The following is a 12,760-nucleotide window of genomic DNA, read 5'->3' on the forward strand; positions in this document are numbered from 1 at the left end:
GTTCCAGATCCCCGCCGAAGCCCCCGACCCCGCGAATTCCTCGATCAGCGCCGGCAGCACCGGGATCACCAGCCCCATGGCCAGGATGTCCAGCACCGCCGTCACGAAAATGAAGGCGATGGCGGCGCGGCGTTTCTTGGGGTGCAGGATCGACATGGGATCGCCGCCTTATCCGATCACGGCCGCGCTGTCGCGACCCTCACGCGAGGTGACGACCCGAGCATTGGCGGTGCCGTCCACCGCGAACTCTGGCTTTGGGCTCAGCCCGGACAAACGACCACAAAAACACCCGGATCGACTCCTTGTTCCCCGTGTAACGATGAAATATTCAGCAACGCGGTCTTTTCCCCGTCGATATGACGGCGAAATCACGCTTTCTGAAGTAACCATGAAATCTTTTGATAATCGCTCATGGCAACGCTTGACCTGTCTCTGAACTGAAATCTTTGTGTCCGCAAATCGGCATCTCTGCGTCATCGACGCGGACAAGCTGGACTGTATTTTTCAGAAACGGTTGTTATGCGCTCACACCTTCTTGCCTCGACCATCCTTACGGCTGCGCTTGCGTCCTTCGCGGCACCGGCCTTCGCCCAGACGTCCGAACCCGTCTCCACCGCCCCCGTCGCCGCCGATGCCCAGGACCAGGAACTGGGCGAGATCGTCGTCACCGGTTCGCGCATCCGTCGCGACGCGACCAACTCCCCTACCCCCTTGATCCAGGTCTCTCAGGACCAGCTGCTGACCACCGGCCAGTCGACCGTGATCGACTATCTGGCCACCATCCCGGCCCTGTCGAACTCGGTGGTGCCGTCCGACACCACGGGCTCGGGCCTGGGTGACGGCGGCCTGTCGCTGCCGAACCTGCGCTCGCTGGGCTCCAACCGGACCCTGACCCTGGTCGACGGGCGTCGTCACGTCGGTTCCAGCGGTGGCCAGCTGTCGGTCGACATCGACACCATCCCGCGCCTGCTGATCGAGAACATCGAGATCGTCACCGGCGGTGCCGCCTCGGTCTATGGCGCCGACGCCGTCTCGGGCGTGCTCAACTTCATCCTGCGCAAGGATTTCGAGGGTCTCGAGGTCGACGCCAGCTACGGCATGATCAACGAGGACGGCCAGGCCAACCGCCGCATCTCGGCCCTGATCGGCAAGAATTTCTTCGACGACCGCCTGAACCTCTACGCCCACGCCGAGTACGAAAAGGTCGATGAGGTCACCTCGCTCGACATCGACTGGCTGCGTCGCGCCCCCGTCCGCATCGGCATCGACGCCGACCCGACCAACCGCCCCGACGACGCCAACCTGGACGCCCGCCTGTTCACCGGCGTCAACCGCATCGACCGTCCCCGGTGGGGCCAGACCACCCTGGCCAACGTCCAGCGTCCCAGCGACCTGACCAACCCCAACGTCCCGTTCGAGAACTGCTTCCCCGGCGGCAACAGCCCCGGCAACTTCAGCTACGCCGCCAACTGCTTCGGCGTCACCCCGGGCAAGACCTTCTGGTATGACGGCACGACCGCCCGCCTCGCCGATTTCGGCCAGCGTGTCGGCGAAACGGGTGCCAACCGCCCCTTCAACCTCGGCGGCGACGGCGAGAACCCGGCCGAGTTCTCGACCGGCTCGCGCGTCCCCTCATCGGAATCGCAGCGCTATCAGGTCGGCGGCACCTTCAAGCTGACCGACGCCATCACTGCCTATGCCGAGGCCAAGTACGTCACCGAAGACACCTTCGACCTGGCCCAGCCGACCTTCTTCGACATCGATCTGGTCAACTCCTACGGCTCCAACGAAGCCAACCCGATCTATGCGGTCAACAATTTCGACCTGCGCTGGACCGACAACGCCTTCCTGCCGCAGATCGTCAAGGACGCCATCCGTACCAACTCGGTGATCCCGTACGGTGCCCCGACGGCGACCGCACCGGGCGCGCCCGGGACCGCCTTCATCGTCCAGAACGCGCGTCACTCGATGTTCGGCCCTGACCGCACCCAGGACAACAGCCGCGTCCTGCAACGCTACGTCGCCGGCGTCCGCGGTGAGTTCGACCAGTTCGCCTTCGTCAAGGATATCAGCGTCGACCTGGGCTACACCTATGGTCAGGTCGAGGTCGAGAACCGCGAACGCGGGGTCGACGGCCAGCGTTTCGCCCTGGCGGCCGATGCGGTCATCGACACCGCCGGCATCGTCAACGGCACGCCGGGCCAGATCGTCTGCCGCGCCCAACTCCTGTCCAAGCAGAACGTCGCCAACGGCAACCTGGTTGACTACCAGCGCGGCGGCGACCTGCGCGACAGCGCCTACGGTCGCGACTCCATCGCCTCGTGCGCCCCGCTGAACGTCTTCGGCAAGGGCAACCAGAGCCAGGCGGCGCTGGACTACATCGACGCCTCGGTCGGCGTCACCGAGCGCAACGAACAGCACCAGGCCATCGGCTCGATCTCGGGCAGCCTGTGGGACTTCTGGGGCGCGGGCCCGATCGGCGTGGCGCTCGGCGGCGAATACCGCAAGGAAACCACCGAGGCGACCGGCCGCGACCGTGACACCGACGGCCGCCTGCTGTTCCTCAACACCGGCCCGGATTTCCCGGAAGTCAGCTACGACAGCCAGGAAGTCTTCGCCGAACTGTCCATCCCGCTGTTCCGCGACAGCTTCCTGGGTGAATACGCCGAGCTCAGCGGCTCTTACCGCTACGCCGACTATTCGACCGTCGGTGGCTCGGACGTCTACGGCGTCAACCTGATCTACCGTCCGATCCAGGACATCACCTTCAAGACCAGCTACAACACCTCGATCCGCGTCCCCGACCTGGCCGAGAATTTCGCCCCCAACAGCCAGACCTTCGCCAACGGCATCGTCGACCCCTGCACCACCGCCAACATCGCGGCCGTGTCGGACGCCGCGACCCGCCAGAACCGGATCACCAACTGTACGGCGCTGGCCGCCGCCCAGGGACGCACCTTCGACTTCGCGGGCTCCACGGCGACCAACCTCGACGACTTCCGCCCGAACTACACCTCGGGCATCTCGGGCGTCAGCGGCGGCAACCCCAACCTGCGACCCGAGGAATCGGACAGCTTCACCTTCTCGACGGTGCTGCGTCCGCGCTTCATCCCCAACTTCAGCCTGGTGCTCGACTACTACGAGATCACCATCGACGACGTGATCGCCTCGGTCTCGGCCGATACGGCGGCGGCCAACTGCGTCAACGGCCCGACACTGAATACCGACGCCTGCTCGACCATCTTCCGCAACAATCCGAATATCCCGTTCGGCGTCGGTGCCCCCGCGGGCGACCCGGTGGGCGGCTTCATCCAGCGGTCGTTCAACTACGCCTCGCTCAAGACGCGCGGCCTGGACTTCACCGCCCGCTACAGCCTCGACAGCGAAGAAATGTTCGGCCGCAACTTCGGTCGCTTCGACTATTCGATCGGCGGCCTGTGGCTGATCACCCAGCAGCAGTACCTGAACGAGTCGGACCCTTCGGACTATGACGAACTGGCCGGCACGCCCTTCTACCCGCGTGTCCGCTTCACCTCGTCGCTGACCTGGACGCCGAACGACACCTGGAGCGTCAACTGGACCGCCGACTGGCAGTCTGCCCAGAACGTGGTCTACGCCCGTGACTTCATCTTCAATGCTGACTCGCGTCAGCAGGACGAGCTGGACACCGGCAACTTCGTGCGGAACGACTTCACCGTGCGCTGGAACGTGATGGACGACCTGTCGGTGCGCGCCGGCGTGGTCAATGCCTTTGACGCTGAACAGGCGCCCTTCCTGGGCACGACCCTGTATTCCAACTTCGACCCCTACGGCCGCCGCTTCTTCGTCGGCCTGAACTACAAGGTCTGGTAGCCCCGACCTGATGCAGATTCCGGCGTTTGGAGAGACGCCGGATAAAATGACGGCGGCCCGGGGATTGCCCCCCTCGGGCCGCCGTTTTGCGTTTTGCCCGGGACGCCGGGCGGCTTTGACCTCGCGTCCGTATCGTCGTCGGCGTGTCGCTACAGAAACCAGTCCTGGCCGTGGAACCCGCGTGCGCCTTCCAGGTCCAGCATCCACCTCCCCGTCATCGGCGACAGTTCGAACGACATCTCGCCATCGAACAGATCGCCCCCGTCCCCGACGGGCAGCACCTCGGGCCCGGCCGCCTTGGCCCCCGGCTCCTCGCCGATCGCCGCGGTCCCCCAGATAATGTCCGAGGCCCTCAGCGTGGTGTTGGCCAGGCCGATCACCATGTCGTTCGTGCCGTTCCCGCCCAGGTCCACGAACAGATACGACCCACCCGACAGATAGGCGATGCCGAAGCTGTCCGCTGTCCCGGTACGGATCCGCGACAGACCGATCGTATCCACGCCCGATACGAAGTCGAAGATGGTGTCGGCTGCCGAAGCCGTCGAATCCGAGGCGAACTCATAGTTGAACAGGTCTACGCCTTCGTTCCCGAACAGGACGTCGGCACCGCGGCCCCCTGTGATGTTGTCGTTACCGGCTCCCCCCACGATCGAGTCGGCCTGGCTCGTGCCGGTCAGGCCGTCGCCGAAATTCGAGCCGAGCATGAAGATGCCGAATCCACCGACCCCATTGGGCCCATAGATGAGATCGGACCCCTGCACTGCCAGACCCGCAGCCGTGGTCAGGAACACGCCCTGCGCCGTTTCCGCATAGACGAAGCTGGACCCGTTGTCGGATCTCAGGATGCTGATCGAGGTCGCGTTCAACTGCGTCAGGTCGATCCTGTCCTGACCCCAGGTGAAGTCGTACAGATTATCGTATCCGGTCGTCTGGTTGGAATCGCCCCAGGCGACATAGCGGAACACATCCCGTCCGGCCCCGCCCGAGATGGCGTCGGCACCCGCGCCGCCGATGATGACGTCGTCACCGCCGTTGCCGACCAAGGGATCGGGCCTGTCTCCGCCCAGGATGACGTCGGGGCTGTCCGACCCGATCACATAGACGCCGAAACCTCCTGAATAGGCGATGTCCGTCGCGTTCAACGGCGAACCCTGCACGAACACCTGGAAGGCTCCGCCCGGGGTCTGGGCAAAAACGGCGCTGCCGCCGGTCAGTCGCGCGATGCTGATCGACGTCGGGTTCAGCGCCGTCAGGTCGATCCGGTCCGAACCCGTCTGGAAGTCTGTGATCGTGTCCTGGATCGATGCAGTCGAATCCGAGGTCGCCAGATAACGGAACACATCCGCCCCGGCCCCACCGCTCAGGGTGTCCGCACCGCCACCGCCGGTGATCCGGTCGGCTGTGGCCAACCCCTCCAGGATGTCGGCTCCGGCACCGCCGTCGATCACCCCCGTACCGGTCGATCCGACGACCGGCCGGCTAAAGGCCTGGGCCAGGCGCTGCTCCAGACTCATCAGGCTCGCCGCCGTGGAAAACGCCGCCAGCGCCGCTGCGTCTCCCCCCAGGAATCCGTCCAGAAACCGGTCTGCAAACCGCGCGATCGACGCAGTCATGCCGGGGATTGTGGTATTGCCGCCGATATCGGCGTGGGTTGCGTCGCGATAGACGACGGCGGCACCTGCGACACCGCTCTCGCCAAAGGGGTCCAGTCGACCCTGCCAGCCGGCCAGACCCAGCTCCTCGTCCTGGGTTCCGGTCACCACCAGCAGCGGAACCCGGATTGTGTCCCAGGATGTCGGCGACAATCCACCCCACGGGGTTTCGTCCCCCTGTGGCGACAACAGGATCGCGGCCGCGAAGCGCGGATCGGCGATGCTCGTCATGCCGTACGGGTTGTTGGGGGCCAGACCCGCCGCATGCAGTTCGGACTGGGCTCCGACGATCAGGGCCGCGGTAAAGGCTCCGTGGCTATGACCCACCACCACCGGCCGGGCGGCGTCGGCCGAATAGCCCGGCAGGGCGGCGACCAGGGTGGCGACCTGGTCCAGGGCGAACTGGACGTCGGCGGTTCGGTGCAGGCTGGAAACCGGATTGAACAGGCCGAACTGCTGGGTGATCGTGGCGGGATAGACCGCGTTCGAGTCCAGGTGGGTCGGGGCGATGACGATATAGCCCAGATCGGCCAGGGCCTGGGCCGTGATCCCCGACCCGGACCCGGCCGTCCCGCTGCCGCCGTGCCCGTGGCTGTAGACGATCACCGGATACCGTCCGGGCGTCGTGGGGGCATAGGTGCTGAGGACCAGATCGCGCGGCGCGGTGACCACGCTGCCTTGCGCGTTCGTATAGGTGACGAAATGATCGCTGTCGCGAAGTTGGATCGTGCTCACCGGCATCGCTTGTTCGCCTCGCCAAGAAGTCCTGTCGATCTATATCCCGACGCCGGGCTGGTCCGTCCATCCCTGTCCAGCTTCGGTCTCTTGGATCCCCTTCCGGCGGGATAGGGGGCACAGTCGCGATCAGACCCGGTAATCAAACCTCGGCGCACCAATCCCTTGCCGCGCAAGGGATTGCGGAAATCTCGAGGCCTTGAACCTGGCGCCTCTCGCCGCCGTGGTAGGATGCCGCTTCGCCTCGGTCTTTGACAACCCGCCCTGCCCGCCGAAATCGAAGGGAGTCCGGACTCCTCGGACTCCTCGGACTCCTCGGACTCTAATTTTGAGTCCGGACACCCTCAAATGTAACGATAGCCTTACATTTTCAGACGGTTCAGACCATTCAGACCCTGCTTTTCTCGGCTATGCCCGGCTTCAGTCCCTCAAAACCCCCGCCGCCCTCGCCGGATCGCCGTCATCCGCCGGGACCGCGATCCCCAGAAGCCGGCCCATCAGCCCGTGAACGTCCACGTTCTGCAGCCCCTCGATCCGGGCGCCCCGCCGCACCCCCGGCCCATGGGCCACGAAGATGGCCTGCATCTCCGGCGCTGCATTGTCGTATCCGTGGTCCCCGCCGCCCTCCCCCCGGAAGGTCTGGTCGGCCTTCAGGATGGCCCAGCCGGGCTCGGCGACGCAGAACAGGCTGGGCACCCGCCGGTGCGTTCCGAAGGCGAACCGCGCCGGAATCTCGGCCTTCTTCCAGCAGGTCATGTGCTCGTGCGGCCCCGTCACCTCGGCCGCGACCTCGGCCTCGTGACCGGGCAGCGGCTCGATCGAGGCGATCGCGCCGCCGTACTGGACGAAGGCCGCCTCCGCCGACGACGCCAGCGGCCCCAGCCGCGCCACCCGCTCCGGCGAGGTCGGGGCCATCCCGTGGTCCGACACCACGATGACCACGACCCGTCGCCACAGCCCCCGCCTTCTCAACCCCGCCTCCAGCCGCGCCAGCGACTGATCGACCGAGGCCAGGGCCGTCGCCACCGCGGGCGCATCCGGCCCGTGCTCGTGTCCTGCCGTGTCCACGATGTCGAAATACAGGGTCGCGATGTCCGGCCGATCCGTCCCGGGCCCACCGTCCCCCGCCTCCTCGCGTACGGGCAGGTCCATCCAGGCCAGCAGCTGGTCCACCCGCGCGTCCCCCGGCATGGCCTGGTCGAACTTCGCGTACAGGCTGGGCCTCACCCCCCGCACGTCTGCCTCCGACCCCGGCCAGAACATGGCCGCCGAGGTCAGCCCGGCCTTCTCGGCCGTCACCCAGATCGGCTCCCCGTCGTCCCACCAGCGCCGGTCCGTCACCGCCTCGGCGTTCCTCAGGCTGAAGGTCACGCCAGGGATGGTGGGGTCCACCATGGTGTTGTTGACGATCCCGTGGTGGTCGGGCCGAAGACCCGTCACCAGCGTATAGTGGTTGGGAAAGGTCTTGGTCGGGAACGACGGCTGCATCGGCCCGGAGGCACCCTCTCTCGCCCACCGCGACAGGGTCGGCGTCGCGCCCCGCGCGATATAGTCGGCCCGGAACCCGTCGATCGAGACCAGCACCACGATGGGTCGCTCGACCTTGCCGCCTCCCCCGAACCTGGCCGGCCAGCTCGCACACCCCGACACCGTCAGGGCCAGCAGGATCAGGATCAGTCTCAACGCCATGGTCGTCTCCCGGAAACCGCCGCCATGCCTAGCCCCCTTCCGCGACGCCGTCACGACGACATCCGCGACCATCGACGGGCCGCTATCCGCGATGATAGGTTTTCCGCGCAGGGGGCCCGCGCATGTCGAACATCCTTCAGGCTACCCCCTTCATGCATGTGGACGACATCGACGCCGCCCTGGCCTTCTTCGTCGATGTCCTGGGCTTCCAGATCCCCTACCGCGAGGCCGGCTATGCCTACATCCGTCGCGAAGGCGCGGCCTTCCGCCTGCTGGAGCGGGACTGTCCGCGTCACGGGCCGGCCGAGCGAACCTTCCGCTACTACATCGACGTCCGTGACGTGGACGCGCTCTACGCCGAGCTGAAGCCGCGCCTCGACCGGCTGCCGCCCGGCGACGTCCACGGCCCGGCAGACAAGGCCTATGGCCAGCGTGAGTTGATCGTCCTGGCCCCCGACGGCGACCTGATCGCCTTTGGCATGCCGACCCCGCGCCCACCCTTCGCAGACGTTGCAGAACCTTAATCCGCAGGCGGCTTGCCCCGCCGCCCCGGTCGCGCCACTCTCGCGCCATGAGCGATGTGATCCAGACCCGCAACCTGACCAAGACCTATGGCCCGGTCCGCGCCCTCGACGGGCTCAGCCTGACCATCCCGCGCGGCGGGGTTTATGGCGTCCTCGGACCCAACGGGGCGGGCAAGTCCACCCTGTTCCGCATCCTGCTGGGCCTGATCAAGCCGACCGAGGGCGAGGCCCTGGTCATGGGCGGGACCGTCCACATGGGCGGAGGTGGCGATGTCGCCGCCAGCCGCCGCATGGGCTCGATGATCGAGACGCCCCGCTTCCCGCCCTATCTGACGGCGCGTCAGGTGCTGGTCTGGCTGTCCACGGCGCACGGGCTGAAGGCCGATCCCGCCCGCGTCGCCGGCTGGCTGGACCGCGTCGGCCTGACCGCCGCCGCCGACCGCAAGGTGCGGGGCTTCTCGGTGGGGATGCTTCAACGTCTCGGCGTCGCCATCGCCCTGATCACCGAGCCGGAACTGGTCATCCTCGATGAACCGACCAGCGGCATGGACCCCCCCGGCATCCAGGAGATGCGCGCCCTGATCCGGTCCCTGGCCGACAAGGACGGCATCACCGTCGTCCTCGCCAGCCACCAGTTGCTCGAGGTCCAGCGGGTGTGCGACCGCGTCGCCATCATGAACAAGGGTGCCCTGGTCCGCGAGGGCCTGGTCAAGGACCTGACCGCCGGCGGCGAACGCCTGCGCCTGTCCGCCACCCCCCTGGCACAGGTCATGGGCGTGCTCGGCGACAAGGGGACGCTGGAAGGCTCCGCCGTCCTCGCCGCCATCCCCCGTGCCGAGGGCCCCGCCCTGCTCCGCGCCCTGATCGAACAGGGCGTCGACATCGACGAGGCCCGCTGGGTCGGTGCCGATCTGGAAAGCGTATTCATGACCGAGACCGGCAGCGTTCAGACGCCCGAAGCCATCCAGGCGGAGGCGATCTGATGAACCCGACCCTGCTGTTCGACGCCGTCTTCTCCGAGGCCTACCGCCTGACCCGGAACCGGATGACCGTGTTCTGGAGCGTGCTGTTCGTGCCGGTCCTCTACTTCTTCGGCGGCATCGCCTATCACATCATCACAAAGGCCAAGGTTCCCGAGCTTCCGCCGGGCATCGCCGAGCGCATGGGCCAGGAGCCCGTGAATATCGCCGAGGGCCTGATGACCGGTGCCGGCATGGGGGCCAACGGGGCCATACTGGTCTTCATGCTGATCGGGGCGGCGACCCTGTACGCCGGCGACTACCGCTGGGAGACCTGGCGGCTGATCAGCGCCCGCAACAGCCGCACCAACCTGATCCTCGGCAAGGTGGCGGTGTTCAAGCTGCTGGCCCTGGCCGGCATGATCGCCTTCCTGATCGCCAGCGTCCTCAACACGGTGTCCCAGGCCGTGGTCTTCGCCCGACCTCTGGGCTTCGACATGGATGGCGCGGGCGTCGGCCAGTTCCTGCTGCTGTGGCTGCTGTCCTGGGTCCGGATCGTCCAGTACGCCATGCTCGCCCTGCTGACCGCCACCCTGACCCGGTCCCTGCTGGCCGCCCTGTTCGTGCCCTGGGTCGTCGGCTTCGCCCAGTCCCTGTTCGGCGGCCCCGGGCTGGCCCTGCTCGGCTGGAACCCCCAGGACTGGCTCCCCCACCTGATCCTGCCGGGCCTGGCGTTCGAGTCACTGAAGGCCGCGATCCAGCAGGGCGGAGAGAACCCCGCCGCCAACGCCCTAGTCGTGAAGGCCCTCACCAGCCTCGCCCTCTGGACCCTCACCCCCCTCGCCGGTGCCATCGCCTGGTTCCGCGTCCAGGATCTGTCGAAGGAGTAGGGCACCGCATCTCCTCCCTGCCGCGAAGCGCGGGGGAGGTGGATCGGAGGCCGCTTGGCCGACGAGACGGAGGGGGCGACGCGTTTCTCGGAATCGGGGCTGGCAGATGCATGACCGGACAGACCCGACCGCCCCGCCCTCCGTCACGGCGCTGAAGGAGCGCCGTGCCACCTCCCCCTCGCTACGCGACAGGGATGAGACCTGCACGCAGCGGCCAGCCCGAAACGCGCTCAAGCAGCGAGGCTCCGCGAGCCGAGCGTTAGCGCCCTAACGAGAAAAGGGCGGCCCGATTGATCGGGCCGCCCTTTCGATGTCCAGCCTTGCGGCCGAATCCTATTCTTCGTCGGCGTCGGCCGTATAGACCGGGCCCGAGTCGAGGCCCTTGGCGTCGACATCGCGGTCGACGAACTCGATGACGGCCATCGGGGCGTTGTCGCCGTGGCGGAAGCCGGCCTTCATGATGCGGATATAGCCGCCGTTGCGTTCGGCGTAGCGCGGGCCGATCGTTTCGAACAGCTTGCCGACCTGGGTCACGTCACGGACGTGGCTGATGGCCTGACGACGGGCGTGCAGGTCGCCCTTCTTGCCGAGCGTGACCAGCTTTTCGACGAAGGGGCGAAGCTCCTTGGCCTTGGGCAGGGTCGTCGTGATCTGCTCGTGCTTGATCAGCGACGCAGCCATGTTGGCGAACATGGCGGTCCGGTGTGCGCTGGTACGTCCCAGCTTGCGATAGGCGGCGCCGTGGCGCATCGGGGTCTCTCCTACTCAGTCCTGGTTCCCGCATACCGACGCGGGCCTGGGCCTTGTCCTTCTAACCGCTCCGCGACCCGGAAAGGGTCTTGGGCGGAGGGTTGAAACTAGATCTGGTCGTCGAACTTCTTGGCCAGGTCTTCGATGTTTTCGGGCGGCCAGTTGGGCACATCCATGCCCAGCGACAGACCCATGGTGGTCAGAACTTCCTTGATCTCGTTCAGCGACTTGCGGCCGAAGTTCGGGGTGCGAAGCATTTCGCCCTCGGTCTTCTGGATCAGGTCGCCGATGTAGACGATGTTGTCGTTCTTCAGGCAGTTGGCCGAACGGACCGACAGTTCCAGCTCGTCGACCTTCTTCAGCAGGGCCGGGTTGAACGGCAGGTCAGGCTTGCCGTCGGCCGCCTCGACCGCCTTCTTGGGCTCGTCGAAGGTGATGAAGATCTGCAGCTGGTCCTGCAGGATGCGCGAGGCATAGGCCACGGCGTCCACAGGGCTCACGGCGCCGTTGGTTTCGACTTCCAGTACCAGCTTGTCATAGTCCAGCGACTGGCCCTGACGGGTCGGCTCGACGCGATAGGCGACGCGCTTGACCGGCGAATACAGGGCGTCGACGGCGATCAGGCCGATCGGCGCGTCTTCCGGACGGTTGAACTCCGAAGCGACATAGCCCTTGCCGTTCTGGACGGTCAGTTCCATGCGGATCGAAGCGCCGTCATCCAGGGTGCAGATGACGTGGTTCGGGTTCAGCACCTCGATGTCCGCGGGGACGTCGATCTGGCCGGCGGTCACAGGCCCGGGGCCCGTGGCGCGCAGGGTCATGCGCTTGGGGCCCTCGGCGTGCATGCGCAGCGCCAGTTGCTTGATGTTCAGCACGATGTCGACGACGTCTTCGCGAACGCCTTCCAGCGACGAGAATTCGTGCACGACGCCATCGATCTGGATCGCGGTCACGGCGGCGCCTTGCAGCGACGACAGGAGCACGCGGCGCAGGGCGTTGCCGAGCGTCACGCCAAAGCCGCGTTCGAGGGGCTCGGCCACCAGGCGCGCCTTGCGCTGGGCGTCGGAGCCGAGCTCGATTTGCGGCTTCTCGGGACGAATCAGTTCTTGCCAGTTTCGTTCGATCATGGGTGTCCCTCGAATGGAGTTCGCCGGCCCCTCGCTACCTCGTCAGGTGCGTCCAGGGCCGGCGGAGAATAGGGTCGGCGGAGGCGGTGTTCGCTTAGACGCGGCGGCGCTTGGGCGGACGGCAACCGTTGTGCGGCATCGGGGTGACGTCGCGGATGGTGGTGATGGTCAGGCCGACCGACTGGAGGGCGCGGAGCGCCGACTCACGACCGGAACCGGGACCCGAGACGTTGACTTCCAGCGTCTTGACGCCGTGTTCCTGGGCCTTCTTGCCGGCGTCTTCGGCGGCCATCTGGGCGGCGTAAGGGGTCGACTTGCGCGAACCCTTGAAGCCCATGTGGCCCGACGACGACCACGAGATCGCGTTGCCCTGGGCATCGGTGATCGTGATCATGGTGTTGTTGAAAGACGCATTCACGTGGGCGACGCCCGAGGTGATGTTCTTGCGCTCGCGCTTCTTTACGCGACCCGGTTCCTTGGCCATGTGTCTGTCTTACTTCTTCTTGCCGGCGATCGGCTTGGCGGGACCCTTGCGGGTGCGGGCGTTGGTGTGCGTGCGCTGGCCGCGGACCGGCAGGCCCT

Annotated in this window: 9 protein-coding genes and 1 pseudogene; 4 read left to right on the top strand and 6 right to left on the bottom strand. The window is 66.6% G+C overall.

What is annotated here, in order from left to right; translation table 11 throughout:
* The first annotated feature begins 519 nt into the window (after window positions 1–519).
* A complete protein-coding gene (locus JHC99_RS13185; protein ID WP_292154842.1) occupies window positions 520–3,852 on the top strand; it encodes a TonB-dependent receptor in 3,333 nt (1,110 codons plus the stop codon).
* Between the two features lie 149 nt (window positions 3,853–4,001).
* On the opposite strand, the gene JHC99_RS13190 is transcribed toward JHC99_RS13185, so the two are convergent.
* Together JHC99_RS13190 and JHC99_RS13195 are read right to left on the bottom strand one after the other, a co-directional pair.
* Entirely contained in the window at window positions 4,002–6,239 is a 2,238-nt protein-coding gene (locus tag JHC99_RS13190; RefSeq protein ID WP_292154844.1) for a M10 family metallopeptidase C-terminal domain-containing protein, read from the bottom strand.
* A gap of 420 nt (window positions 6,240–6,659) precedes the next feature.
* Window positions 6,660–7,928: an ectonucleotide pyrophosphatase/phosphodiesterase gene (locus tag JHC99_RS13195; protein ID WP_292154845.1), complete on the bottom strand. Its 1,269-nt coding sequence runs from the start codon at window positions 7,926–7,928 to the stop codon at window positions 6,660–6,662.
* A 122-nt stretch (window positions 7,929–8,050) separates the two neighbouring features.
* On the opposite strand from JHC99_RS13195, the gene JHC99_RS13200 reads away from it, so the two are divergent.
* From JHC99_RS13200 to JHC99_RS13210, 3 genes are read left to right on the top strand one after another with little or no spacing between them, the layout of a single operon-like run.
* Window positions 8,051–8,452 (top strand): VOC family protein, encoded by a 402-nt coding sequence (locus JHC99_RS13200; protein ID WP_292154846.1) that lies wholly within the window; start codon window positions 8,051–8,053, stop codon window positions 8,450–8,452.
* Window positions 8,453–8,499: 47 nt separating this feature from the next.
* Window positions 8,500–9,435, top strand: coding sequence for an ABC transporter ATP-binding protein (locus tag JHC99_RS13205; RefSeq protein WP_292154847.1), 936 nt, complete (start codon window positions 8,500–8,502; stop codon window positions 9,433–9,435).
* Window positions 9,435–10,301 (top strand): hypothetical protein, encoded by an 867-nt coding sequence (locus tag JHC99_RS13210; RefSeq protein ID WP_292154848.1) that lies wholly within the window; start codon window positions 9,435–9,437, stop codon window positions 10,299–10,301. Before JHC99_RS13205 ends, JHC99_RS13210 begins: the two co-directional genes overlap by 1 nt.
* 333 nt (window positions 10,302–10,634) lie before the next feature.
* On the opposite strand, the gene rplQ is transcribed toward JHC99_RS13210, so the two are convergent.
* From rplQ to JHC99_RS13230, 4 genes and pseudogenes are all read right to left on the bottom strand, one after another.
* A complete protein-coding gene (rplQ, locus tag JHC99_RS13215; protein ID WP_292154849.1) occupies window positions 10,635–11,051 on the bottom strand; it encodes a 50S ribosomal protein L17 in 417 nt (138 codons plus the stop codon).
* A gap of 107 nt (window positions 11,052–11,158) precedes the next feature.
* Window positions 11,159–12,178, bottom strand: coding sequence for a DNA-directed RNA polymerase subunit alpha (locus tag JHC99_RS13220; RefSeq protein ID WP_292154850.1), 1,020 nt, complete (start codon window positions 12,176–12,178; stop codon window positions 11,159–11,161).
* 94 nt (window positions 12,179–12,272) lie between these two features.
* Complete coding sequence (rpsK, locus tag JHC99_RS13225; protein WP_292154852.1) at window positions 12,273–12,662, bottom strand: 30S ribosomal protein S11; 390 nt, start codon at window positions 12,660–12,662, stop codon at window positions 12,273–12,275.
* Window positions 12,663–12,671: 9 nt separating this feature from the next.
* A pseudogene (locus JHC99_RS13230) lies at window positions 12,672–12,760 on the bottom strand (30S ribosomal protein S13); the annotation flags it as partial.

Origin of the sequence: Brevundimonas sp. (assembly GCF_016463485.1) — a bacterium.
Taxonomy (GTDB): Bacteria; Pseudomonadota; Alphaproteobacteria; order Caulobacterales; family Caulobacteraceae; genus Brevundimonas.